22 protein-coding genes are annotated in these 23,518 nt (G+C 63.4%); 9 read left to right on the top strand and 13 right to left on the bottom strand.

Features of this window, described 5'->3' with window-relative positions; translation table 11 throughout:
* The first annotated feature begins 291 nt into the window (after window positions 1-291).
* Genes E0501_RS08430 through dnaQ form a run of 4 tightly spaced genes read left to right on the top strand, consistent with a single transcriptional unit; the run spans window position 292 to window position 2,999 of the window.
* The gene (locus tag E0501_RS08430; RefSeq protein WP_137700948.1) at window positions 292-891 is read left to right on the top strand and encodes a Maf family protein; all 600 of its coding nucleotides are present in this window, start codon (window positions 292-294) and stop codon (window positions 889-891) included.
* Window positions 888-1,721 (top strand): shikimate dehydrogenase, encoded by an 834-nt coding sequence (locus E0501_RS08425; RefSeq protein WP_137700947.1) that lies wholly within the window; start codon window positions 888-890, stop codon window positions 1,719-1,721. Before E0501_RS08430 ends, E0501_RS08425 begins: the two co-directional genes overlap by 4 nt.
* Window positions 1,718-2,308, top strand: a complete 591-nt coding sequence (gene coaE / locus E0501_RS08420; protein WP_137700946.1) for a dephospho-CoA kinase — start codon at window positions 1,718-1,720, stop codon at window positions 2,306-2,308. Before E0501_RS08425 ends, coaE begins: the two co-directional genes overlap by 4 nt.
* Window positions 2,301-2,999 carry a DNA polymerase III subunit epsilon gene (gene dnaQ / locus E0501_RS08415; RefSeq protein ID WP_137700945.1) on the top strand — a complete coding sequence of 233 codons (699 nt, stop codon included), beginning with the start codon at window positions 2,301-2,303 and terminating at the stop codon, window positions 2,997-2,999. Before coaE ends, dnaQ begins: the two co-directional genes overlap by 8 nt.
* A gap of 3 nt (window positions 3,000-3,002) precedes the next feature.
* Here the strand turns inward: dnaQ and secB are convergent, their stop codons facing one another.
* Together secB and E0501_RS08405 are read right to left on the bottom strand one after the other, a co-directional pair.
* Complete coding sequence (gene secB, locus E0501_RS08410) at window positions 3,003-3,500, bottom strand: protein-export chaperone SecB (protein ID WP_137700944.1); 498 nt, start codon at window positions 3,498-3,500, stop codon at window positions 3,003-3,005.
* A gap of 61 nt (window positions 3,501-3,561) precedes the next feature.
* Entirely contained in the window at window positions 3,562-4,053 is a 492-nt protein-coding gene (locus tag E0501_RS08405) for an FxsA family protein (RefSeq protein ID WP_137700943.1), read from the bottom strand.
* 108 nt (window positions 4,054-4,161) lie between these two features.
* Between E0501_RS08405 and E0501_RS08400 the strand changes: the two genes are divergently transcribed.
* From E0501_RS08400 to E0501_RS08390, 3 genes are read left to right on the top strand one after another with little or no spacing between them, the layout of a single operon-like run.
* A complete protein-coding gene (locus E0501_RS08400; RefSeq protein ID WP_137700942.1) occupies window positions 4,162-4,821 on the top strand; it encodes a Tim44/TimA family putative adaptor protein in 660 nt (219 codons plus the stop codon).
* Entirely contained in the window at window positions 4,818-5,852 is a 1,035-nt protein-coding gene (gene mltA, locus E0501_RS08395) for a murein transglycosylase A (protein WP_137700941.1), read from the top strand. The genes E0501_RS08400 and mltA overlap by 4 nt, the downstream gene beginning before the upstream one ends.
* Window positions 5,849-6,433 (top strand): Smr/MutS family protein, encoded by a 585-nt coding sequence (locus E0501_RS08390; protein WP_137700940.1) that lies wholly within the window; start codon window positions 5,849-5,851, stop codon window positions 6,431-6,433. Before mltA ends, E0501_RS08390 begins: the two co-directional genes overlap by 4 nt.
* On the opposite strand, the gene E0501_RS08385 is transcribed toward E0501_RS08390, so the two are convergent.
* From E0501_RS08385 to hslV, 3 genes are read right to left on the bottom strand one after another with little or no spacing between them, the layout of a single operon-like run.
* Window positions 6,413-7,636, bottom strand: a complete 1,224-nt coding sequence (locus E0501_RS08385; protein ID WP_137700939.1) for an MFS transporter — start codon at window positions 7,634-7,636, stop codon at window positions 6,413-6,415. The two genes, E0501_RS08390 and E0501_RS08385, sit on opposite strands and share 21 nt — an antisense overlap.
* Before the next feature lie 42 nt (window positions 7,637-7,678).
* Window positions 7,679-8,989: an ATP-dependent protease ATPase subunit HslU gene (gene hslU, locus E0501_RS08380; protein ID WP_137700938.1), complete on the bottom strand. Its 1,311-nt coding sequence runs from the start codon at window positions 8,987-8,989 to the stop codon at window positions 7,679-7,681.
* Window positions 8,986-9,543, bottom strand: a complete 558-nt coding sequence (hslV, locus tag E0501_RS08375) for an ATP-dependent protease subunit HslV (protein WP_137700937.1) — start codon at window positions 9,541-9,543, stop codon at window positions 8,986-8,988. Before hslV ends, hslU begins: the two co-directional genes overlap by 4 nt.
* A gap of 98 nt (window positions 9,544-9,641) precedes the next feature.
* Between hslV and E0501_RS08370 the strand changes: the two genes are divergently transcribed.
* Window positions 9,642-10,556: a hypothetical protein gene (locus tag E0501_RS08370; protein WP_137700936.1), complete on the top strand. Its 915-nt coding sequence runs from the start codon at window positions 9,642-9,644 to the stop codon at window positions 10,554-10,556.
* A gap of 229 nt (window positions 10,557-10,785) precedes the next feature.
* Here the strand turns inward: E0501_RS08370 and trxA are convergent, their stop codons facing one another.
* From trxA to regB, 8 genes are all read right to left on the bottom strand, one after another.
* Window positions 10,786-11,106: a thioredoxin gene (gene trxA, locus E0501_RS08365; RefSeq protein WP_137700935.1), complete on the bottom strand. Its 321-nt coding sequence runs from the start codon at window positions 11,104-11,106 to the stop codon at window positions 10,786-10,788.
* 66 nt (window positions 11,107-11,172) lie between these two features.
* Window positions 11,173-14,577, bottom strand: a complete 3,405-nt coding sequence (gene addA, locus E0501_RS08360) for a double-strand break repair helicase AddA (RefSeq protein ID WP_137700934.1) — start codon at window positions 14,575-14,577, stop codon at window positions 11,173-11,175.
* On the bottom strand, window positions 14,574-17,510 hold the full coding sequence (gene addB, locus E0501_RS08355; protein ID WP_137700933.1) for a double-strand break repair protein AddB: 2,937 nt from the start codon (window positions 17,508-17,510) through the stop codon (window positions 14,574-14,576). Before addB ends, addA begins: the two co-directional genes overlap by 4 nt.
* On the bottom strand, window positions 17,503-18,195 hold the full coding sequence (locus tag E0501_RS08350) for a nucleotidyltransferase family protein (protein WP_137700932.1): 693 nt from the start codon (window positions 18,193-18,195) through the stop codon (window positions 17,503-17,505). Before E0501_RS08350 ends, addB begins: the two co-directional genes overlap by 8 nt.
* On the bottom strand, window positions 18,171-19,193 hold the full coding sequence (locus E0501_RS08345) for an aminoglycoside phosphotransferase family protein (protein WP_137700931.1): 1,023 nt from the start codon (window positions 19,191-19,193) through the stop codon (window positions 18,171-18,173). The genes E0501_RS08350 and E0501_RS08345 overlap by 25 nt, the downstream gene beginning before the upstream one ends.
* Complete coding sequence (gene tsaE, locus E0501_RS08340) at window positions 19,180-19,662, bottom strand: tRNA (adenosine(37)-N6)-threonylcarbamoyltransferase complex ATPase subunit type 1 TsaE (RefSeq protein ID WP_137700930.1); 483 nt, start codon at window positions 19,660-19,662, stop codon at window positions 19,180-19,182. The genes E0501_RS08345 and tsaE overlap by 14 nt, the downstream gene beginning before the upstream one ends.
* 41 nt (window positions 19,663-19,703) lie before the next feature.
* Window positions 19,704-21,254 (bottom strand): PAS-domain containing protein, encoded by a 1,551-nt coding sequence (locus tag E0501_RS08335; protein WP_137700929.1) that lies wholly within the window; start codon window positions 21,252-21,254, stop codon window positions 19,704-19,706.
* Between the two features lie 90 nt (window positions 21,255-21,344).
* Window positions 21,345-22,742, bottom strand: a complete 1,398-nt coding sequence (regB, locus tag E0501_RS08330) for a sensor histidine kinase RegB (RefSeq protein WP_137700928.1) — start codon at window positions 22,740-22,742, stop codon at window positions 21,345-21,347.
* A 95-nt stretch (window positions 22,743-22,837) separates the two neighbouring features.
* Between regB and E0501_RS08325 the strand changes: the two genes are divergently transcribed.
* A complete protein-coding gene (locus tag E0501_RS08325) occupies window positions 22,838-23,464 on the top strand; it encodes an SCO family protein (RefSeq protein ID WP_137700927.1) in 627 nt (208 codons plus the stop codon).
* Window positions 23,465-23,518: the final 54 nt, after the last annotated feature.

The following is a 23,518-nucleotide window of genomic DNA, read 5'->3' as shown; positions in this document are numbered from 1 at the left end:
TTGGATCCGTTTGTGGATATTTCAGTAGATAAATTTCGGTCTGTCAGTGACGGACGGCGCAAAACACGATGTTTCCGGACCATAGCGTCGAACCGCGGCCATGTGGATTTCATTGGGAGAACATCCTGCCCGGAAGAGATAGTGCACAATGGAACGTTGTTCTTTTCCACGTGGGACGAAAATGGAAGGACAGGCGCGAAAGCCCCGGAATTATCCCGCAGGGAGGGAAGCGTTGGAGTTTTCAAAAAAGCTCCGTTAACACTTCGCTAACAATTCCACTGGGTTGTCCACATGCCACGACCGATCATTCTAGCCTCGGGGTCCGAGATCCGGCAGCAGCTTCTGCGCAATGCCGGGGTGCCTTTCAGTGTTTCGGTGGCGCGAATCGATGAGGATTCGATCAGGAAGGCGATGCTGGCCGACGGAGCGCCACCACGCGACATTGCCGATGCACTGGCCGAGGGCAAAGCCGAAAAGATCAGTCGCAAGAATCCCGAGGCACTGGTGATCGGGTGTGATCAGGTTCTGGAACATCGCGGTACGATCCTGTCGAAACCCGAAAACCCCGAAGATGCCCGCGCGCAGCTGAAACGGTTGCGCGGCGACCGGCACAGCCTTTTGTCGGCAGCGGTGATCTATCACGAAGGCCAACCGATCTGGCGCCATATCGGGCAGGTGCGCCTGCAGATGCGTGATTTCTCGGACGCGTACCTGGATGGGTATATCGCCCGGAACTGGGACAGCATCCGCCATGCGGTAGGCGGCTACAAGCTTGAAGAGGAAGGCGTGCGGCTCTTTGCCCGCATTGACGGAGATTATTTCAACGTCCTGGGTTTGCCCCTGGTGGAAATTTTGTCATATCTCAGCACAACCGGAGATATTGAAGCATGACAACAGAGCGTATCCCCCTGGCTGGCGTGATCGGATCGCCCATTGCGCATTCGAAATCTCCGCAGTTGCACATGTACTGGCTGCGCACCTACGGCCTGAAGGGCCACTATATTCCGATGGATGTCTCCGGCGAAAACCTGGAAATCGTCCTGAAGACCCTTCCCAAGATGGGCTTTGTCGGGGTGAACATCACCGTGCCGCACAAACTGCGCGCGCTGGAGCTGGCAGACCTGATCACCGACCGCGCCACGCTGATCGGCGCCGCGAACACGCTGATCTTCCGCAAGGACGGGAAAATTCATGCCGACAACACCGATGGATACGGGTTCATCGAGAACCTGCGCCAGGGCGCGCCGAACTGGAACCCGAAGGCCGGACCGGCGGCGGTTCTGGGTGCCGGCGGCGCGGCGCGCGCGGTTGTGGCGTCGCTGATCGATGTGGGCGTGCCCGAGATCATGATTTCCAACCGCACACGGGTACGGGCGGAGAAGCTGGCCGAGGATTTTGGCAACCGCCTTCGCGTGGTTGAATGGGTGAAGGCCGGCAACATGCTGGAAGATGCCAGGACGGTTGTGAACACCACGTCGCTGGGCATGTTGGGCAAGCCCGAACTGCGTGTGCCGCTGGACGGGTTGCGCAAGGACGCGGTTGTCACCGACCTGGTTTACAATCCGCTGGAAACCCGGCTGCTGCGTGTTGCGCGAGAAATGGGATGCGTGACCGTCGATGGTCTGGGCATGTTGCTGCACCAGGCGGTGCCCGCCTTTGAACGCTGGTTCGGCCAGCGGCCGGAGGTGGACAAGGCCACGCGGGCGGCGGCGCTGCGATGACATTCCGGCTTGGCCTGACGGGCTCGATCGGGATGGGTAAATCGACCACGGCAAAACTGTTTTCCGAGGCGGGCTGCGACGTGTGGGATGCGGATGCCGCAGTTCACCGGATTTATACGGAAGGGGGAGCGGCGGTTGAACCAATGCGCGCCCTGTTTCCCGTAGCCATCATCGATGGTGCGGTTTCGCGTGACGTTCTGAAACAGATCATCGCGGAACAGCCCGATGCGCTGAAACAGATCGAGCAGATCGTGCATCCGCTGGTTGCCGTGGACCGGGCCGAATTTGTTGCCGCGGCGAAATCGGACATCATCGTTTTCGACATCCCGCTGCTGTTTGAAACCGGCGGCAACGAACGCATGGATGCCGTGGCCGTGGTTTCGATTGATGCCGAGGAGCAGAGGCGCCGGGTGCTGGCGCGCGGCACGATGAGCGAGGCGCAGTTCGAAGCGATCCTGGCCAAGCAGGTGCCGGACGCCGAGAAACGCCAAAAAGCGGATTACGTGATTGTCACCGACACGGTTGAGCATGCCCGCCAGCAGGTGCAGGATATCTTGAAGGACATTCGGGAGAAGATGGATGCGTGAGATCGTTCTGGATACCGAGACCACGGGATTTGATCCGGAACAGGGTGACCGGATCGTCGAGATCGGGGGCGTGGAACTGTATAACCACGTTCCCACCGGCAATACTTATCATCAATACATCAATCCCGAGCGCGACATGCCGCAGGAAGCGTTCGAGGTGCACGGGCTGAGCGAGGAGTTCCTGCGCGACAAGCCCGTGTTTTCAAAGATCGCGCAGGATTTCCTGGATTTCGTTGGCGATGCGAAGCTGGTGATTCACAATGCGTCGTTCGACATGAAATTCCTGAATGCCGAACTGGGATGGCTGAACCTGCCGCAACTTCCCTGGGAACAGGCGGTGGATACGTTGGCCATTGCACGGCGAAAATTTCCGGGCTCGCCCGCGTCGCTGGATGCGCTGTGCCGCCGGTTCAATATCGACAACTCGGCGCGGACGCTGCACGGCGCGCTTCTCGATAGCGAGATCCTTGCCGAGGTTTATCTTGAACTCATCGGTGGGCGGCAGCCGGATTTCGCGCTGGGTGCCGGGCGGCAGGATTCTGAAAAATCGCAGTCCGACTCTCAGAGTGCGTGGCGGCCAAAACGCCGCGATGTGCCGTTGCCGCCGCGGATCACGCAAGAAGAAGCCGCCGCCCATGCAGCCTTTGTCGAGGCGATGGGCGACGGCGCGCTTTGGAAAAAGCTGTCCTGACGATCAGTTGGGGTTCGCCTGGCCCTGCTCGGCGGCGCGGCGCGCAACCTCTTGCCGGTAGAGAGCAAGGAAGTCGATGTTTTCAAGGTTGAGCGGCGGGAAACCACCATCGCGCGTCACGTCCGAGACGACGCGGCGCAGGAACGGGAAAAGAAGCCGCGGGCATTCGATGAGAAGAAACGCGTGCAGCTGTTCTTCGGGCACGCCGGCGATCATGAACAGGCCGACATAGTCAACTTCCATCAGGAACAGCTTGGTATCGGCGTTGTTCTTGTCGACGGATTCGATGTTCAGCTTGATCGCGACTTCGTACTGGTTCTCGGCGTCACGCTTGCGGGCATCGAGGTTGACCTGAACGCGCACGTCGGGCTGAACCTCGCCGGTGGCGCCCTTCTGGGCGAGGATATTCTCGAAGGACAGGTCCCGAATGAACTGGTTCTGCACGTTCATCTGGATTTGCGGGGCCTGCTGCTCCGCAGCTCCGTTCCCGTTTTCGGCCATGTGTCGTCTCCTAAAAGGAATGTTACGGTTGTGACCGATTTAGCAGGCTGTCAGGGCAGTCTCAATGCTTGGTCCACCCCGAAGGCCGGTGGGTGGGGCGTTTGGGCGCATCCACTTCGTGATATTCGCCTTCGATGACGTCGTTTTCGGCCTCGGGCTGGCGCGGATTCTGGTGCGTTTGCCGTGCGCCCATGGTGAAATGAGTGACCGTGACGCGTTTGCGAATCCAGCGATATACGGCCTTGCGTATGCCCGGAACAAGAAGGGCAAAGCCCACCGCATCGGTGAAAAAGCCCGGCGTCAGAAGAAGCGCGCCGGAAAACAGGATCATAGCACCATGGGCAAGCGGTTCTGTCGGGTCATTCAATTCCTTGAACGAGCGCTGCAATTCGCCCAGCGCCATCAGGCCCTGCGTACGCACCAGCCAAGTGCCCAGGATTGCCGTAAGCACGACGATCAGAAGCGTGTATCCAAGCCCGATCGCGCCGCCGACCTGGATGAACAGGGCGATTTCGATAAGCGGTATACCGATAAAGGCCAGAAGCAGCCACATTTTCACAATCTCCTTACGGCGCATGGGCGCGATGGACTTGATCGCGCCCGTCCCTTACATAAGTGCAGGTTACGCCCGTTTCCATGTTCTGACGCCCGCGAGGTACATATGAATTCACCGATCCTTCAGCTTCTGGTGCTGGCCGGCATTGCCGTGTTCCTGATCCTGCGTCTGAAAAGCGTTTTGGGAACGCGCGACGGATTTGAAGCCCCGCCGGCCCCGCGTGAAACCACTGCAACCAACGACCGGCGCAGTTTCGAAGTGATCGAAGGTGGGCCGGACCATGACATTACCGACCATGTCGCCGAAGGCAGTCAGGCCGCCGATGCCCTGACCAAGATGAAAAAGGCCGAACCCAACTTCTCGGTATCGCAATTCCTGCAGGGTGCGCGCGGCGCCTACGAGATGATCCTGATGGGCTTTGAACGTGGAGACATGGCCCAGATCAAGCCTTTCCTGTCGAACGATGTCTACGAGGCCTTTGCCGGCGTGGTGGAAGAGCGCGAAAGGAACGGCCTGAAGATCGAGGCCGATTTCGTTGGCGTCCGCGAGTTGACGCTGGTCGATGCGATGTTCGATGACGCAACGAAGGCCGGCGAAATTTCGGTCAGGTTCGTAGGAGAGTTGACGAGCGTGGTGCGCGACAGCGCGGGCGAGATTGTCGAGGGCGAGGAAGGCAAGATCAAACGCCAGAAAGATACGTGGACATTCGAGCGGGTGTTCGGCTCGGATGACCCCAACTGGCAGCTTGTCGCCACGGGCGAATGATCCGCGCGCTTTGCGCGGCTGCACTTGCGGGGCTGATGATGGCAGGTGGAGCAGCGGCAGAGACGGAATACACGATCCTGGAGTTCAAGGACCTGAACGGCTGGGCCGAGGATGACCAATCCGAGGCCCTTTCGGTTTTCCTGAACACCTGTGCCGACATGAAAGACCCCGATTGGGAAGCCCTGTGCGCGCTGGCCGCAGACCAGACGGATGCGCGCGCGTTCTTCGAATTGTTTTTTCGGCCCGTTCTGATCGAGGATGGCAGGGAGCCACTCTTTACCGGATATTTCGAGCCGGAACTGAACGGAGATACAGCGCCATCCGCGCGTTATCGTTACCCGATCTACAGTATGCCGCCCGAAGCGCGAACAGCCCGTCAGTGGTTGACCCGCCGGGAGATCGAAACCGGCGAGGTGATGAGCGGCCGGGGTCTCGAGATCGCGTGGGTGGATGATCCTGTTGAGTTGTTTTTCCTGCAGGTGCAGGGATCCGGCCGTATCCGGTTGCCAAGCGGGCGATACATTCGCGTGGGGTATGGCGGATCGAATGGCCATGATTACCGCTCGATCGGCGTCGAGCTGGTGCGGCGGGGCATCTACAAGGCGCACCAGGTAAGCGCGCAGGTCATCAAGAACTGGGTGCGGCGCAACCCGTTGGATGGCCTGGAACTGTTGCGTCACAATCCGTCATACGTGTTTTTCCGAACTGTGAACCAGGTGCCGGCAGAACTGGGACCCTTGGGGGCGATGAACCGGTCGATTACTGCGATGCGGTCGATCGCCGTGGACCCTGCCTATACCCCGCTTGGCGCCCCGGTCTGGATCGAAAAAGGAGGAAAGGGGCCGTTGCGGCGCCTGATGGTGGCGCAGGATACCGGCTCGGCTATCAAGGGGGCGCAGCGGGCGGATATCTTCTTTGGCACAGGCGATCAGGCCGGGATAAGGGCGGGGCGCCTGCGCGATCCGGGTAGGATGGTTGTGCTGCTGCCGATTCAGCGGGCCTATGCGATGCTGCCCGAGGGCATGGAATGACCCGCCGGCGGCTGAGATCGGACGAGATCGACCTGTGGCGCAAGGTTGCCGAGACGACCGAGCGTTTGCATCCTGCGCGCAAGGATCATGAAACGCCCCTGCCGAGACCGACGCCAAAGAAAACACCGAAGTCGCGGATGACGCCGTTCGAGTTCGGCGGGACCGGCGCCGGAAATTCGAAAGGGCACGACCTGTTGCCGCCCGTTTCCGAGCGCGTTGCCAAGGCGCCGCTACGGATGGATCGCAAGACGCATCAGAAACTGAAACGCGGCAAGATGAGCCCGGAAGGAAAGCTGGACCTGCACGGGATGACGATGGACCAGGCACATCCGCGCCTGATGTCGTTCATCCTGCAGGCGCATGCCCAGGGTAAACGCCTGGTTCTGGTGATCACCGGCAAGGGCAAGAACCGCGACGATGGCGGGCCGATCCCGGTGCGCCACGGGGTGCTGCGCCACCAGGTGCCGCATTGGCTTTCGGTGCCGCCGCTGGCGCAGGTGGTTCTGCAGGTGGCCGAGGCGCATGTGAAACACGGCGGCGGCGGGGCGTATTACGTGTACCTACGCCGCAGCCGGGATTAGGGCGCGCGCCCGGCCGATGCCGACCCACATCATCGCCGTGGTGAGCAGGAAATACCCCGCAACGATGGCATATTGTGTTTCGATCCCGAGGCCCACATCAATGCCAAGCCCGGTCATCCCCGGGCCAATTGCCGAACCGAACACCATGACCGCCGCGATCATCGCCTTGACCGACCCGATGTTTCGCGTGCCGTAGAACTCGGCCCAGAAGGCATTGGGCATGGTCGACATCGCGCCCGTCGACATCGACATGAACAAAAGGCCGAGCAGGATGACAGGTGTACCGGAAGCCGCGGCGAAGCACAGGAAGGCGGCGACCATCGGCAGCTGGATGAACGGCATGAGCCGCGCGGTGCCCAGCCTGTCGATCAGCACGCCCGAGACCATCATCCAGACAATGCTGAGCCCGGTATAGACCGGGAAGAGCGCAACAAGCTCGAAATGTTCGATGCCCTTGATCTGGGCGTAATGCACCTGGTGAAAGAAGAACGCGGTGTTGAAGGCGGCGGGGCCGAGGATGGCCGGAACCATGAACCAGAACAGGAATTGGCGCATGGCCTGGTTCCGGGTCCAGTGACGCCCCTCCATCCCGAGGGTCGATTCAGATTGGGCAAAGCTTTGCGGCGTGCGCTCCTGCCGCAAGAGCGCGAGGATAACGGGAATGCCGAGGACGGCAATCACCGCGGCCAGAACCCAAAGCATGCGCCAATCCACATAGATCATCAGGGCGACGAAGATCACCGGCAGCAATGCTTCGCCGATGGAAAAGCCAAGCGTCGCGATCGACAGTGCCCGCCCCCGCGTGGCTATAAACCAGCGCGACATGGCGACAACGGCGATGTGGCTGGTCATACCCTGACCGGTAAAGCGCAGCGAAAAGATGACGAAGGGCAAGAGCCAGGCGGCATTCGCATTCGCCATGAAGAGGCAGGCCGCGGCCAGCAGCACGAGAATGACGGGGCCCAGGACGCGCACGCGGAAATGATCGGTCAGGCCCCCGGCCCAGACCATCGCGATGGCCGAGGCCGTGGTGCCAAGCGTATAGATCCCGCCCCATTGTCCGTGGCTGAGCGAAAACGCCGTGCGGATTTCGCCGGCGAAGATTGAGATGAAGAAGGTCTGGCCGAAACTGCTGAGAAAGGTCAGGAGCATCCCGGCTGAAAGCCAGGGCAGGTTTTCACGAAGAAAGCGCAATGTTCCCATGCGCCATCCATTTCCGGTTTCCCGCAGGAAGGGAAGCGGAAATTAGAGGACGTAGCGGCTGAGATCGGTGGATTTGGTCAGCTCGCCCAGGTTCTTGTCGACGAATTCGGCGTTGACCTGCACCATATCACCCGAGCGATCCGGTGCATTGAAGCTGAGCTCTTCGAAGACACGTTCCATCACGGTGTAGAGTCGCCGGGCGCCGATGTTTTCGACCGACTGGTTCACATCCGCCGCGATCTTGGCCAGCGCGGCGATGCCGTCATCGGTGAATTCGACGGTGACGTTCTCGGTGCCCATCAGTGCGGTATACTGGCGGGTCAGCGCGTTATCGGTTTCCGTCAGGATGCGTACGAAATCCTCTTCTGTCAGGGCGCGCAGTTCCACCCGGATCGGCAGGCGGCCCTGTAGTTCGGGCAGCAGGTCAGACGGCTTGGCGATGTGAAATGCGCCCGAAGCGATGAAAAGGATGTGATCGGTTTTCACCGGGCCGTATTTCGTGGAAACGGTCGTGCCCTCGATCAGCGGCAGGAGGTCGCGCTGCACGCCTTCGCGGGACACGTCGCCGCCACGGGTTTCCTGACGGGCGGCGACCTTGTCGATCTCATCGAGGAAAACGATGCCGTTCTGTTCAACCGCTTCCAGCGCGGCCTTGTTCACGGTTTCATCGTCGAGGAGCTTGTCGGCTTCTTCGCCGATCAGGATGTCATAGCTTTCGGCCACGGTCAGCTTGCGTCGCACGGTTCGGCCACCAAAGGCTTTGCCGAAAATATCGCCCAGGTTCATCATCCCCATCTGGCCGCCGCCGGGCTGGCCGGGAATATCAAGCATACCCATCGGGTTCGAATTATCGGTGATGTCCAGTTCTATCACTGTGTCGTCAAGCTCGCCCGACTTCAGTTTCTTGCGGAACATCTCGAGCGTGCCTTCGCGGGCGTCTTCACCGGCGATGGCGCGAAGAACGCGGTCTTCGGCGGCCTTGTGGGCCTTGGCCTTGACGTCTTCGCGCATGTGCTCGCGGGTCATTGCGATGGCGGCATCGACAAGGTCGCGCACGATCTGTTCGACATCGCGGCCGACATAGCCGACCTCGGTGAACTTGGTGGCCTCGACCTTGATGAAGGGCGCGCGGGCGAGTTTCGCCAGGCGGCGGCTGATCTCGGTCTTGCCGACGCCGGTCGGGCCGATCATCAGGATGTTTTTCGGATACACCTCTTCGCGCAGGTCGTCGGCCAGTTGCTTGCGCCGCCAGCGGTTGCGCAGGGCGACGGCGACGGCGCGCTTGGCGTCTTTCTGGCCGATGATGAAGCGGTCAAGCTCGGAGACGATTTCGCGCGGGGTCAGGTCGGTCATATCGAGATTTTCTCCACCGTCAGGTTGCCGTTGGTGTAGACGCAGATATCGGCGGCGATGGCCATCGCCTTGCGGGCGACATCCTCGGCGGACATGTCGCTGTCCATCATGCCGCGGGCGGCGGCGAGCGCATAGTTTCCGCCCGAACCGATGGCGGTGACATCATGTTCGGGTTCGAGCACATCGCCCGCGCCGGTGATGACGAACATCTCGGCGCCGTCGGAAACGATCAGCATCGCCTCGAGCTTTTGCAGGTATTTGTCAGTGCGCCAGTCCTTGGCCAGTTCAACGGAGGCGCGGGCCAGTTGCCCGGGCGTGGATTCAAGCTTGGCTTCGAGCCGTTCCAGCAGGGTGAAGGCATCGGCGGTGGATCCGGCAAAGCCAGCGACCACGTCATATCCGCCGGGCGACAGGCGGCGGACCTTGCGGGCGGTGCCCTTGATCACGGTCTGGCCAAGGCTGACCTGGCCATCACCGGCGATGACGACTTCGCCACCTTTCTTGACACCGATGATGGTGGTGCCGTGCCAGCCGGGGAACTGATCGTCTGCCATGTTTAACCTCCTGTCACTGGGGGCCTATATGGAGCCCAACGGCGAAGGGCACAAGGGCGGGCTTGTTCGCCGTGGATCCACGCCCTAGCGTGTGCGCCATGAGCGAACCCCGTATCCTGAGTTTCTATCTTGAACCCGGTCTGAAAGAGAGCGCCGAAGCCGGGGAACATAATTTCCTGGGAAAGATAGCCGGTGTGGCTCGTGCCGCGGGGTTCGAGACCCGGTATTTCGGCAACGGGGCGGATGAGCGGGCAAGGTCGCTGACGCGGCCGGGCTATGCGCTGTTTCACATGGAGGCGCCGACGCATGCGCGGGCGGTGACGGTCCGGCGGGCCTATACCTATCCGTTCTGGTCGATCGAGCGGACCGAGAAGCGCTGGGAATTCGACGTGGCGAAAGCGGCGTTCGATCCGGGCGAGGCTCCAGCGAAGGAGGCCGCGCGTTTTGCCGGGTTCTGGCGGCAGCGGTTGTGCGGGGACTGGGCGCAAGCACCGGAAAGCGGCCATGTCTACATTGCCTTGCAGGGGCGGCTGTTGGAGCGGCGTTCATTCCAAAGCTGCGCGCCGGTCGAGATGGTCGAAGCGGTGCTGCGGAATGAGGCGGAGCGCCCGGTGGTGGCCGGGTTGCACCCGAAAGAGAGCTACTCGGAAGCAGAGCTGGAAGCACTTGAAAAGCTGGAGGAAAAGCATCCGCGCCTGCGTGTTCGGATGGGTGGGATGGAGCAACTTCTGCCCGGTTGCGACTATGTGGTGACGCAGAACTCGGGCGTGGGATTCATGGGGTATTTCCACCGCAAACCGCTGGTGCTGTTCGGGCAGATCGACTTTCACCATATTGCGGCGAAGGCAGGCGAGATCGGCGCGAAGGAGGCGATCCGCCTGGCGCCCGGGATGGCGCCGGATTTCGATGGCTACCTGTGGTGGTTCCTGCAAAAGATGGCGATCAACGCGGGACGGTCCGAGGCGGAAGAGAAGATCGCCGACAGGCTGCGCGCGCTGGGCTGGCCGGTGTGAAGGTTAACGCCACCGAACGGTCGAAATCGGGGGGGTGATTTGCGTATGACATCCGGCTGACATCCGGCTGCCGCCCGAAACGCGATGGGTTAACGCGCGTTAAGGTTAATGCGGGGTTCGGAGGGGTGCCGGGCTGAAGCCCGGCCTACGCCGGTTTCGGGCCCGGACATGAAAACGCCCCGCGCGGCGGGACCGGCGGGGCGTTTCGGATTGCGATGTCCGGAGGCGATCAGATCGACTCTTCGATCCAGCTTTGCAGCGCGGCCTTGGGGCGGGCGCCGGCCATGTTGGAGATCACTTCGCCGTTCTTGAAGATGAAGAGCGCGGGGATACCGCGCACGCCCATTGCGGCGGGCGAGTTCGGGTTCTGATCGACGTCGACCTTCACGATCTTGACCTTGCCGGCCATCTCGTCCGAGAGCTCTTCCAGAGCCGGGCCGATCATCTTGCAGGGGCCGCACCATTCGGCCCAGAAATCGACCACGACGGGAATGTCGGAATTCTTCACTTCGGCGTCAAAAGTATCGTCGGTGACAGCAACGGTTGCCATTGGGGTATCTCCTGAGATGGGATTGCGAGCAATTTGGCCAGAGCCTATGGGCGGCGGCATGGGGCGTCAAGGTATCTGGGTGTCGCGCAAGGCACCAATCACAAGATCATGAGGGAGCCGCATAAGTGTGGCGTTGCGCGTCCAGAGCAGTGCCGTTTCTATGGTTTTGCCCGGATAGACCTGGGAAAGTGCACTGGCATACGCGCCCATTTGCCGCAAGAGCCCATCGGGGCAGGCCTGCAGGGTTTCGGGCACGGCGGCATTGGTTTTGAAGTCGACGGCCAGAACCGTATCGGGGCCGATGACCAGCCTGTCGATCACGCCCTGGATACGGCGCCCGTCCAGTTCCGGCAGCGCCGCGGAGACCGGCACCTCGGCCAGGGCGTCGGTGGCGAAGATGGGTTGCAGGGCGGGATGCGACAGGACGCGCGTGGCCTCGTCGAGCAGCAGGGCAAGCTCGTCGCCCTCGGCCGCGTCGGGGCCGTAGGCCAGAAGGCGCGCGGCCAGGTCTGGCCAGTCGGCCGACGCATGAGGCGCGAGAAATTCGAGCAGCCGGTGCACTTGGCGGCCACGGCGCAGCGCTGCATCTTCGTCCTGCCCGGCCTCGTCCGGGAGGGCCTTGGCCCCGCCCAGATCGCGCGAGGGGGCGAGCGATTTCGGTCGCGGTTCGGGGATCGGCGCGGGTTGTCGGAAAAAAGCCGGAAAGTCAGCCGTGGGTGGAGGGGGCTCGGCCGGCAATTCAGTCTCTGACAAAGCCCAATCGCCATGTTCGAGGCGCAATCCGCCTTCGGACGGAACGCCCGGTGAAAGCCCGAAATCATGCGGCGTGGCACCCGAGTTTTCCATCGCCGCGCGGATCTTGTGATACCAACACTCGTCTTCGTCTTTCAGGTCGCCCGCGGCGGCGACGATCAGCCACTTCTCGGCCCGGGTCATGGCGACGTAAAGCAGCCGGTCGCGTTCGTGCCGCTCCTTTTCCTTGAGCGCCTCCATCGCGTCGGTCATTTGCGGCGGTGACCCGTCGCTGCCGGTGCGCCAGGCGGGGTGACCGCCCACCGGGATGATCTGTCGGCGCAGCTGTTCGCGCCGCTTGCCTGTGTCGGGCAGAATGACAATGGGTGATTCAAGCCCCTTGGCGGCGTGCACCGTCATTACCCGGATGCGGCGGCCGGCGCTTTCCATCTGGCGTTTGATCTCGATATCGTCGGTTTCCATCCATGTCAGGAAACCGGTGACGCTGGGCACGGCGGAGCGTTCATAGGCCAGCGCCTGGTCCAGCAGCGCGTTGATGCCATCTTCGGCCTCGGGGCCGAGGCGGGCGAGCAGTTTGCGGCGCCCGTCATGGCGGATGAGGATCCGTTCGATCAGGTCGTAGGGGCGCAGGAAATCGGCGGTGCGGCGCAGATCGTCAAGCTGGGCCAGTGTTTCGGGATGCGCGGCGGCCTGTTTGCGCAGCGCTTCCCACAAGGTGGCGGGGCGGCCATGGGCAAGCCGGAACAGCGCCTGTTCGCTGAACCCGAAGAAGGGTGATTTCAGCACCGTGGCGAGTGAAAGATCATCCTCGGGCGTGGCAAGGAATTGCAGCATCGCGGCGATGTCGCGAACCGCCAGTTCACCCCCGATCTTGAGCCGGTCGGCGCCGGCGATGGGCAGGGCGCGTGCCTTGCATTCGCGGATGATCGCGTGGAAGAGCGGCGAGCGGCGCTGCACCAGGATGAGGAAATCGCCGGCATGGACCGGGCGCAGGGTGATCGGGGCGCTATTGTCCGTTTTGTGCGGGATCAGTGCCTTATTTTCGATCATGTGGCTGATCTGGTCGGCGATGGCACGGGCCAGTTTGGCAACGTGATGATCGGGCCCGACCTGATCGACCGGATCGAACCATTGCGGCCTGTCGGGTTCGGCCGTGGCGGGAATGACCGGCCACAGATCGACGCGGCCCGGCAAGCCGTCGAAAAAGGCCATGTGTTTTTCCTCGGCCGAGAAGCCCGCGGCCTCGTGCCCTTCGAAGGTGGCATCGACCAGGGTGAGCACGGTGCGCGACGACCGGAAGGAATATTTCAGAATGGATTTCTGCAGGGGCTGGTTGGTGCGTTCGAGCCGGGCCCGGAATTCCTCGCGCATGCGGTCGAATTCGCGCGGGTCGGCGCCTTGGAACGAATAGATTGACTGTTTCTTGTCGCCCACCACGAAGATGGTGCGCGGCACATCGGCACGTGCGCCTTCGCCGGCGGTGAATTCCTGGGCAAGGCGTTCGATCACCTGCCATTGCGGGGGCGAGGTATCCTGCGCCTCGTCGACAAGGATATGGTCGATGCCGCCGTCGAGCCGGTAGAGCACCCATTGCGCCACCCGGTCATCGGTAAGCAGCGCGCGGGTTTTCTGGATCAGGTCATCGAAATCGAGCCAGCCACGGCGCTGTTTCTCGTGTTCGTAGCGGGCAAGGAAAGCACGGGCGAAGGCATGGAGCGCGCGGGTTTTGCAGGCGGCGGCGTAAGCGATGCGCATATCGCGGGCAGCCTCAATGCGCTCCATCAGCGCGTTCAGCGCCTCGACGATGTCGGGGTCCATCGCCTCGCGCGTGGACTTGGTGGGAAAGCTGCCGATCTTGGGTGCAAATGGCAGCTTGGCGCTGGGCCCGGTGAGGAACACGCTTTCCAGCGTGGGCAGGGCGGCGAGGTCGAACTTTGACACCGAGGCCAGTTTCGCATGGGCCTTGAGATCGTTGGTGCTGCCCTGGGCGAGTGCGGGCAGGAGGGCCGCGAAGATTGCCGGCTCGTCCCCATTAAAGGCGATAGCGGTGATGTCGGATTGCGTGGTGTCCGGGGTGAGATCAAACAGGGCGAAAATATCGGCTTGTGACAGATTTTCGGCGAATCCGGCTGCGTTAGAGACGATTTCGCCTGTCAGATCCTCAAGCGTGTCGCCGCCGAGATAGCGGCTGAGTTCGGCCACCAGGGGCCTGTCCGCGTCGCTGGCCATCTCTTCGAGGATATCGGCGCGCAGCAGGGCGGCGGCGCGGTCGTCCATCTCGGCGAAACGGGGGGTGACGCCGGCCTCGAGCGGGAAGCGGCGCAGGATGGAGGAGCAGAAGGCGTGGATCGTCTGGATCTTGAGCCCGCCGGGCGTCTCGATCGCCTGGGCAAAAAGGCGGCGGGCCTCGCGCAGGGTATCGGGCGAGATGGATCGCGCGATGCCCAGATCGGACAGTTCGTCATGCAGTTTCGCATCGGGCAGCATGGCCCAATTGCCCAGCCGGCCAAATAGGCGGTTCTGCATCTCGGACGCGGCGGCCTTGGTGTAGGTCAGGCACAGGATGTTCTGCGGATCGACCCCTTCGAGCAGCAGACGGGCCACCCGGTCGGTGAGCACGCGGGTCTTGCCCGACCCGGCATTGGCGGCAAGCCATGTCGAGAGGTTGGGGCGGGCGGCGTCGATCTGGGCCTGGGTGGCGACGTTCGGGGCGGTCATTCCAGGTCCTCCCCTTCGGCGTCTTCGGTGATGTCCCATTCGCCGAAGCGCGCAAGCTGATCATAGCTGCCCTGATCGTCAGACGTGAACATGGCGCGGCGCGAGAGATAGCCCTGATCCGGTGCCTGGTAGCGCGCGATCAACCGGCGCAGTTCTGCGAGCACGGTGGCGGGCGGACTTTCGGCCAGCGGTGCGGGCGTTTCGCCGGGGCTGGACCCCAGGCCGATATAGACAGCCGCGGACACCGGCGCGGGAGCGAGATCGCCGAAACCGGCGTTTTCCGCAATGATAGTCTCTAACAAGAGCTGTTTGTCGAAATGCTCTTGCGCCTTTTTGCTGGGCACGGTTCCGGTCTTGTAATCATAGATCAGCAGACTGCCATCGTCGGCCCGGTCGATCCGGTCGGCGGTGCCGGACAGTTCGAAATCCAGCTCGGGCAGGCTCAGCCTGCCCTTGATCTCGTAGCCGGCGGGGGTGGCCCCGGCCTGGCGGGCGCGTTCATTTGCGATGAAACTGTCGGCAACACGTTCAAGCCGCGCGAGCCAGACCAGCCGTTCGGCGGGCCAGGGCACTGATTTTTCAAAAACCTGCGTGGCGGTTGCCATCAGGTGGTCGCGGGTCAGAAGCGCGGGATCGTTCACCGTGTCCTGGATGAATTTTTCCAACACCTCGTGTATCGCGATGCCGCGGATCAGGGCATCGGGCAGGCGCATCAGCGGATCGAGCGGCCTGAGACCCAGGACATGCTTGGCGTAGATCGCGTAGGGATCGCGGATGAGGGTGCGAATTTCGGTCACCGACAGGCGGCGGGGCCGGGCAGCCAAAGGCGGGCGTGGTGCGGGCCGGGGAGCCGACGCCGTTTCGCCGGGATCTTCCAGCGCGGCGGCACGGGCCAGCCATGTCCGGCCCCGGGTCTGCATTTCCTCATAGGCCGTGTCGCCACCCCTGTCCGGAAGGCCGTTCAAAAGGTTCGACAACCGGTTGAGCCAGCGCGACACCACGGTTTCGGCATCTTCCGAGCGGGTGGAACGTGTCAGCCAGACTTCGGGTGCGGCGATGGCCTGTTGGAAGTCATGCGCCGAGAGGCCGATATTGCGTTCGGGCAGAAGCAGGCCGGCATCGTTCCGCATCCGGCGATTGAGCCAGGGGTCGGGCGTGGGCGCCTCGGGCCAGGTGCCTTCGTTGAGGCCGGCAAGGATGAGAAGAGAGGGCCCCTGAACCCGGGCTTCGAGCGTGCCCCAGATGAGGATATGGGGGTGAGGTGTTTCGACTTCGCGCACCTCGGCGCCCGAGAGGATGGCGCCGAAAAGATCGGCATAGTCGCGCGCGTTGAGTGCCCCACCCGAGGGCGCGGCAAGGGCCAGATCGTCGATGACCTGTTTCGCGGCCTTACCATCGGCGTGGTCCCAGGGGTGCGGCACCGCATCGGTATCGGGACCGCGCATGGCGCGCATGAGCAGATCGAGATGCAGATCAAGGCGCGCGGATATTTCCACCTCGCCAGGAGCGTTCTGCCCGGTGAAGGTGTCGGCCACCCAGGCGGCCCAGTCATCGGCCTCGCGGGTTTTGCGGCCCTGCGCCCAGTTCAGGATCGCCGCGGCATCGGGATAGGGCGGGCCGTGGCGGCGAATGTGAAGTTCGAGTTCCTGGGTCAGCAGAAGATGCGGGCCGCGGTCGGCCGCGCTGTGGGTGAGCGGGTGTTTCAGCAGCGTGAGCAGCGCATCAGCGGTAAGCCGATGTTCGAAGAGCGCCGCGATGTGGCGCATGAGCCGGCCGATCGCCGAGAGCTGAAGCGGTTCGCCTGCGCTGTCGTCGGGTTTGATGTTCCAGCGGTCGAGCGCGGCGGCGACCTGCCGGGTGAGCGCCCGGTCGGGCGTGATGAGCGCGGCGGTTTCGCCATTTTCGGCGGCTTGGCGCAGGCGAAGGGCGATGGCCAGCGCCTCGTCGCGTGTCGAGGGGGCCTCGATCAGGGTGATGTCGCGGGTCGCGGTTTCCAGATCGTTCAGATGCTGGCCGTCCTGCAACCACTGATCGGTCACCGGGGCCGGGCGCAGGGCGAGGGAGACAAGCCGGTTGCGCGCCGGGTTGGGCGCCGTGGCATCCGGCCAGGGGCGGACATCATCGCGGGTGATGCCCAGCGCCTGCATCAGCGCGTGGAAACGGTATTGCGGGTGATCTTCGATCGGCATGTCCCCATCGAGCCGGTCCCAGACCGCGGCGGGCATGTTGAAATCAAACCCCGGAAGGACGAGCGCGCCCTGCGGCAGGCGGGCGGCGGCCTGCATGAGAAGCTGCGTGGTGCCGCGCGACCCGGTCGACCCTGCAATGATCACGGGGTGCATGGGCGGGTCTTCCTGCCAGTCCTCGATCAGGCGTTCGACGATCAGGCGCTGGCGCGCCTCGGTATCCGGCGGTTCGCCGGTGTCTTCGAAATAGTGCTGGATGATCGACAGGAAGTTCTGGGTTCGGGCCCAGTGGCCGGACTGATCCTGAACATCCAGTGCGGCGATGGCCGAGGGTGGCACGCCTTCGCCCTGCATTTCGCCCATCAGCCGCGCCAGGCTGTCGGCCAGGTCATAGAGCGAGGCGCGCGGCGCAAACCCATCGGTCGCGTCAAGGAAGCGCGAGACGAGTGGGACGAGTTCGAGCCGCCGCTTGAGCGGAGGGACGGGCGGCGGCAGCTGATCGAGCGCTGTCATCTCGCCCAGGTCGGTGACGAGAGAGATGCGCGGCAGCAGGAGCGCCGGGCCGTCATCGAAAAGCGTGGCGATGCGGCGCGCCATGCGCCGGGTGTTGACGATCAGCTGCACCCGCGCGAGCCGGTCGGGCGGCTGATCGGCGAAATGCCGCGTCAGGCCCTGCACCAGCGCGTTAGGAAAATCGGCGCCGGGGGGCATGGCGAAGATGCGCGGGGTATCCGACGGCTCAAACATCGGACGCCCCGATCATCCGCTCGGCGGCGATGATGCCATCGGGGTGGCCGACATCGCACCACTGGCCGGGATAGGGCAGGCCAAAGAGGCGGCCCGCCGCGGCCATCCGGTTCCACAGCAGGTTGAGGGAAAAGGCGGCCTCGGCGATGTCATGCAGGCCCTCGGTGCGGATGATCTGCACCCCGCCATAGACATGGCCGGGCCCGCGGGTGATCTGGCCACCCTCGCCAAGGATGAAATCGCCCTGCCCGGTATGGCCGATGGCGTTCCCGCGCGGGATGCAGATAAGAAGGGCATCCATCCGGTCCGGATCCCAGGCCTGTGCCAGGAGCGACAGGGGGTTGGGCCCGCGCCAGACGGCATCGGTGTTCATGGTAAAGACCGGCCCGGTTCCCAGAAGCGGCAGCGCGTGGCGCAGCCCGCCGCCGGTTTCGAGGATATCCGGCTGTTCGTGGGAGAAGGCGATGTTGCGGCCCTGAAGGTGCGTGATGAGCGGGTCGGGCCGGTAGTGCAGGTTGGCGACGACGCGCGAGAGGCCCAGCGGCTCGACCAGGTCGAGCGCATGGTCGATCAGCGGGCGCCCTGCGACGGGCACCATCGGTTTGGGCTGCTCGGCGGTGAGCGCGCCCATGCGCGTGCCGAAGCCTGCGGCAAACAGCATTATGGCGTCGGGATGGTCGCGCATTTTTTCTTGAGCGTGATGAGGATTTCGGGAGTGGGTTCGGGAAGCGCCGCGCGCACGAGACCGGCCACGGGCGCAAGCGCCGGATGGTCAAGATCACGTTGCAGGAGGTTCCAGACACGGGGGATGAGATCGACGTAATGCGCCTTGCCGTCGCGCAGGCAGAGGCGCGCGAAGACGCCGACGATGCGCAGGTTTCGCTGCGCGCCGAGGAGGTGGTAGGCGGCCAGAAAAGCGTCTCTGTTCCAGCCTGATTGCGCGATATAGCGGTCGATCATCGCAGATTCGATTGCGGGCGGGACATCGCGCCGCGCGTCCTGCAGAAGCGAAACGAGATCATAGGCGGCATGGCCTGTCATCGCGTCCTGGAAATCAAGCAGGCCGACGCCGGCCGGGCCCGCGCGATCGGGTAACCAGAGCAGGTTTTCCGAATGGTAGTCGCGCTGGATCAGCACCGATTGATCGGCGGCGTGCGTGTCGAGCAGCGGCTGGAAGGCCGAGGTGAACGCCGCCCGCGCGGCGGTATCGGGCGTGGCGGCATGGGCGAGATACCAGTCGAAAGCCAGCGCGGCCATGTCTGTCATCACCTGCGGGGAATAGGCGGCAAGGCCCGGGGGAAGATCGGCGCGATGCAGCGAGAGGAGCACATCTGTCGCGGCCTCGTAGAGCGGGGTTTCCAATGCGGGGGTTTCGGGGATGACGCGGGCGAAAAGCGCGTCGCCCAGATCCTCGAGCAGGAGAAAGCCGTGTTCTGCGTCTTCGGCCAGGATGCGGGGGGCGGAGAGGCCGAGCGCGGTAAGATGCCGGGCGATGCGGGTGAAGGGCCGTGTGTCTTCACCCTTTTCGGGGGGCGCATCCATCAGCACGGCACTGCCAAGCGCCGGGTGCGAGAGCCGTTCATACCGGCGGTTCGAGGCATCACCGGCCAGCGGCGCGCGGGTGGCCGCGGCCCAGCCGGTGCCGGCAAGAAAGGCGGTGGCCAGGGTTTCACGCGCGGACATCGGCAACTCCTTGCAAACGGGTGGCCCAATCGCCGCCGCGCCAATCGAGCGTTAGCGTTCTGGCATCTTCATCCTGTCCCAGCGCGAACGCCATGTGAAGTGCGTCGGGCGGGGCGAGATCGCCCAGCCGATCCGGCCACTCCACGAGGCAAAGCGCAGTTTCGAACGCATCGAGCAGGCCAAGCTCGATCACCTCGTCGGCATGGCCGAGGCGGTAGAGATCGCTGTGCCAGATCTCGAAACCGGGCGCGTCATAGACCTGCACCAGGGTGAAGGTGGGTGAGGGCACGTCCTCGGGGTATTCGAGGAGAGACTGGATGAGCGACCGGGCGAAATGGGTTTTGCCCGCGCCGATGCCGCCGGACAGAAGCAGCACGTCGCCGGCGCGCAGGCGCGGGGCCAGCGTGCGGGCAAAGCCTGCGGTCTGATCGGCCGAGTTGAGCGTGAAAGCGACGGGGGGCACCAGCATGGCGCGAGATTACCCGGCCTGTCGTCCCCTGCAAGCAGGTTTCACCCCGGCGTGGCCGGGGCGTTGCCGGTTTCGAGGACGGGATGGAGGCGGAAGCCGACGAGCGTGGCGCCCCCGCCGATGGGCGTGACGCGGCATTCCACCGGCGTGCCGTCTTTCAGCGTGATGTCGGAAAACCATTCCTCGCGGTTGCCGGAGCCGGTTACGAACCCGTCAAGCCGGGCCCAGAAGGGCGTGGATGCGGCCATGGTTTTCCATTGCCGCGTCGCATCCTGCAGCGTCATTTCGGCAAAGCTGTTGTCCGGGTCCAGTTTCCAGAGGTTGCGGAAGGCGGCGTTGGAGAAGGTCAGCGCCCCCGACGATGTGAAAACGGCGATCGCCTCGTCCAGGGTGTCGATCACCGCCTGGCCCATGTCGAGCTGTGACCGGAAACGGCGGGTGAGCGAGATTTCCGCGCTGATATCCTCGATCAGGATGGCGATAGCGCCGTCGGGATGGGGCCGTCCGGTGACACGGTAGGTAAGCCCCGAGGGCAGCGACCAGGTTTCGTGGTAACGACCGTCCGAGGCGGCGATGACCAGGTCGGCGATGTGCTGGCGCCAGGTGGCATAGTTCTTGGGCTCGGGCATCATCCGGCTTTCGCGCAGCCGGTCGAAGAAACTGAGCATGTTGGGCCGGGACGACAGGAAATCGGCGGGCAGCGCCGTCAGGTCGATCAGCGCGGGATTGAAGAGCGCGAGCTGCCGGTTGCGGTCGAAAATGGCGAGACCGGTGGAGAGCTGGGCAAAGGTCTTGGTCAGGGTCTGGACAAAGCGATGCTGCGCAATCTCGGCTTCGACCACGGCGTTAACGTCGATGGCGAAGCTGAGAAAGCTGTTCCGGCCCGAGCGGATCTTGGTGACGTCGAACCAGTTGGCCTGTTCCTTGCCGCCGGTTTCAAGAACGGCGCGGGTGGTGATGCTTTGCTGGTCGTCGGGCAGGTTGATGTCGAAGGCCGGCAACGCCGGTTCGCCGCGAATGGCGGGCAGGCCGGCGCGCTGGGACAGATCGCCATAGGTATCGTTGGCCCAGCTGAGCGTTCCATCGCCGCGCGACAACCAGATGGGATGCGGAAACAGGTTGGAAGCGCTGGCGATGGCGCGAAGCTCCTGCGACTGAACGATTCCGCGGTGGCGGTCGACGGTGGTGGAACGTTTCGGATCGATCAGTTCGATCTGGAGGCGGCCACGCACGTTTCTGAGCCTAAGCGAGGCCGGATCGTTCCGGCCGTTCGCCGGAATGTCTGTCGGGGCGTCCGACAGGGCCTCTTGCACGGAGCGCGGAATGGCAGGGAAGCGCGGGCGCAGGTGAGCCAGGATCGCGATCCATTCCGGCCCGTCCTGGATATCTTCGATCTCGAACAGACGCATGGCGGCCTCGGACGCGGAAAGGACGTGATCGCCGTCGAAGAGAAGCGAAACCGAGTCGTCTGGTATGTCCCGTGGCGCAGCAGGGTGCAGGCCTGTTCGTGAAAACAGCCAGAGCGCAGCAAACGCCGCCGCGACCGAAATAACCGCGATCAAGCCATAAGCGAGAACCCCGAAACCGGTCATGTCTGTCCCTTCCACATCGCAGGCCCCGGTGCAGAGTGCGCGGGAATGGTTAACGATCGGTAAACATCGGGAAACCGCTGGGTCGGTTAACTAGATTTCGATCGGGCGGTTTTCGCCAACCGGCATGCGCCCGCTGCCAAAGCGCGCGTCGATGCGCGAGAGCGGCCATGTCACCTCGATCACCGCGCCACAGCGTTCGCGGGCCTTGGCATCGGCGTTGTGGGCATCGGCGCCATTGGCAAAGGACAGCTCGGCGCCGGTGCGTTCCAGAAGCGTCTTGGCGATGAACAGGCCCAGGCCCATGCCTTCGTAGGCGGGGCGCTCGGGGCGGTCGGGTGTGGCGCGGCGTCGGCGCATGAAGGGATCGCCGATGCGCCCGATCAGGTGCGGCGGAAAGCCGGGGCCGTCATCCTGGATGCGGATGGTGATGCGCCCGTCGCTCCACATGGTTTCGACCCAGACATTGGCGCGCGCGAAATCCACCGCGTTCTGGATCAGGTTGCGCAGGCCATGCACGATTTCCGGGCGGCGCATGACGGTGGGCTGGGGCAGTTCGGTGCCGACGCCTGGCATGGCTTCGAAATGGATGGTCTTGCCGCGATCGACATGCGGGTTTGCGGCCTCTTCCACCACGGCAGTGACGGGGGCCTGGTGCATGTAGAGATCATCTTTGCCCGCCTGCCCCATCGAGCGCAGGATATCACGGCAGCGGTCGACCTCCTGGTTGATGAGCTGGATGTCTTCGAGCACATCCGGGTTATCGGCGAAATCCTCCATCAGCTCGGACGAGGTGAGCTTGATCGTGGCCAGCGGCGTGCCGAGTTCATGCGCGGCGGCGGCGACGACGCCGCTGAGATCCGAGAGTTTCTGTTCGCGGGCCAGTGCCATCTGCGTGGCCTGCAGCGCGTCGGACATCGAATGCACCTCGGAGGCCGTCCAGCGGGCATAGACCGACAGGAACACGATGGCGATGACGATGGCCGCCCAGTTGCCAAAGACAAACAGATCGCCGATCCGCAGGATGAACCCTTCGGCGGTGCGCAGCGGCATGTGGAACTCGGCCAGGAGCGAGACGAGAAGGATGGCGGTGGCGCCCAGGAACACCGTGCTGCGCAGCGATAGCGCGGCGGCCGACACCGTGACCGGCCCCAGCACGAGCAGCGAAAACGGGTTGTTGAGACCGCCGGTGAGATAAAGCAGGGCGCAGAGCTGCAGCAGGTCGAAAAGCACCATGAGAAGGTTTTCGCTTTCGCTGAGCCGCTTGCTTTCGGGGAAGATGAACATCGCCACGAGGTTGGCGATGACCGAAAGCCCGACGATCAGGTAGAAGAGCCCGACCTCGGTCTGGACGTTGTAGAAGACCTGCGCGACGATCAGCGCGGTGATCTGCCCGACGATGGCGCCCCAGCGCAGCCAGATGATGGTGCGCAGGCGAATCCAGTTGCCGCGCTGGCCGCCGCCGGTAATGGCAAAATTCGTATCCGTCATGTGCGCGCCTTCGTCCCGTTGCATGCCGCCCCATGATTGTTAGATGTGACGCACGCGCCATTCAATGGCGCAGGGCAACGCAAAGGAGCAGGCAGATGACCCGGTATTATGCGATTGGCGCCGTTGTGGCCGTTGTGGTGGTGATCGTCGCCACGGTTTTCCTGACCATGGGCGGCCAGCCGGACGATAAATACGCGCAATGCCGGGTGGGCCAGGTGGCGGGTGGAAGCAAGATCGGCGGACCCTTCACCCTGATCGACGAGGACGGCAGGACGGTGACCAGCGAAGACCTGATCGACGAACCGACGCTGCTCTACTTCGGGTATTCCTTCTGCCCGGATGTCTGCCCGCTGGACAATTCGCGCAATGCCGATGCCGTGCAGATCCTGGAGGATCGCGGCCAAATCGTGAAGCCGGTCTTCATCTCGATCGATCCTGAGCGCGATACGCCCGAACTCTTGAAGGATTTCACCGACAGGCTGCATCCGCGGATGATAGGCCTGACCGGCAGCATGGAGCAGGTGAAGGCGGCGAGCAAAGCCTATCGCACCTATTTCAAGAAACAGGAGCCCGAGCCGGGCGACGAGGAATATTACCTGATCGACCACTCGACCTTCAGCTACCTGGTCTTTCCCGACGAGGGCTTTATCGAGTTCTTCCGCCGCGATCTGACGCCGGAACAGATGGCCGATCAGATCGGCTGTTTCCTGGAGGCGCGATAAGGCCCTGACGCGGCCCGCGTTTTCCGGTGCGACGAGGTTTGACGGATGCCCGGG

The sequence above is a fragment of the Marimonas lutisalis genome, from assembly GCF_005434965.1.
Taxonomy (GTDB): domain Bacteria; phylum Pseudomonadota; class Alphaproteobacteria; order Rhodobacterales; family Rhodobacteraceae; genus Marimonas_A; species Marimonas_A lutisalis.
Note: the sequence above shows the minus strand (reverse complement) of the source record. Positions and strands in the feature narration are given on the sequence as shown.

Coding starts and splice junctions, on each gene's coding strand:
- secB (WP_137700944.1), bottom strand. CDS start 3,500: ATGGCCGAAAACGGGAACGGAGCTGCGGAGCAGCAGGCCCCGCAAATC.
- trxA (WP_137700935.1), bottom strand. CDS start 11,106: ATGGCAACCGTTGCTGTCACCGACGATACTTTTGACGCCGAAGTGAAG.
- E0501_RS08345 (WP_137700931.1), bottom strand. CDS start 19,193: ATGTCCGCGCGTGAAACCCTGGCCACCGCCTTTCTTGCCGGCACCGGC.
- hslV (WP_137700937.1), bottom strand. CDS start 9,543: ATGGCAGACGATCAGTTCCCCGGCTGGCACGGCACCACCATCATCGGT.
- regB (WP_137700928.1), bottom strand. CDS start 22,742: ATGACGGATACGAATTTTGCCATTACCGGCGGCGGCCAGCGCGGCAAC.
- addB (WP_137700933.1), bottom strand. CDS start 17,510: ATGTTTGAGCCGTCGGATACCCCGCGCATCTTCGCCATGCCCCCCGGC.
- E0501_RS08405 (WP_137700943.1), bottom strand. CDS start 4,053: ATGTGGCTGCTTCTGGCCTTTATCGGTATACCGCTTATCGAAATCGCC.
- coaE (WP_137700946.1), top strand. CDS start 1,718: ATGACATTCCGGCTTGGCCTGACGGGCTCGATCGGGATGGGTAAATCG.
- E0501_RS08335 (WP_137700929.1), bottom strand. CDS start 21,254: ATGACCGGTTTCGGGGTTCTCGCTTATGGCTTGATCGCGGTTATTTCG.
- tsaE (WP_137700930.1), bottom strand. CDS start 19,662: ATGCTGGTGCCCCCCGTCGCTTTCACGCTCAACTCGGCCGATCAGACC.
- E0501_RS08350 (WP_137700932.1), bottom strand. CDS start 18,195: ATGCGCGACCATCCCGACGCCATAATGCTGTTTGCCGCAGGCTTCGGC.
- addA (WP_137700934.1), bottom strand. CDS start 14,577: ATGACCGCCCCGAACGTCGCCACCCAGGCCCAGATCGACGCCGCCCGC.
- E0501_RS08430 (WP_137700948.1), top strand. CDS start 292: ATGCCACGACCGATCATTCTAGCCTCGGGGTCCGAGATCCGGCAGCAG.
- E0501_RS08325 (WP_137700927.1), top strand. CDS start 22,838: ATGACCCGGTATTATGCGATTGGCGCCGTTGTGGCCGTTGTGGTGGTG.
- mltA (WP_137700941.1), top strand. CDS start 4,818: ATGATCCGCGCGCTTTGCGCGGCTGCACTTGCGGGGCTGATGATGGCA.
- hslU (WP_137700938.1), bottom strand. CDS start 8,989: ATGACCGACCTGACCCCGCGCGAAATCGTCTCCGAGCTTGACCGCTTC.
- dnaQ (WP_137700945.1), top strand. CDS start 2,301: ATGCGTGAGATCGTTCTGGATACCGAGACCACGGGATTTGATCCGGAA.
- E0501_RS08385 (WP_137700939.1), bottom strand. CDS start 7,636: ATGGGAACATTGCGCTTTCTTCGTGAAAACCTGCCCTGGCTTTCAGCC.
- E0501_RS08370 (WP_137700936.1), top strand. CDS start 9,642: ATGAGCGAACCCCGTATCCTGAGTTTCTATCTTGAACCCGGTCTGAAA.
- E0501_RS08390 (WP_137700940.1), top strand. CDS start 5,849: ATGACCCGCCGGCGGCTGAGATCGGACGAGATCGACCTGTGGCGCAAG.
- E0501_RS08425 (WP_137700947.1), top strand. CDS start 888: ATGACAACAGAGCGTATCCCCCTGGCTGGCGTGATCGGATCGCCCATT.
- E0501_RS08400 (WP_137700942.1), top strand. CDS start 4,162: ATGAATTCACCGATCCTTCAGCTTCTGGTGCTGGCCGGCATTGCCGTG.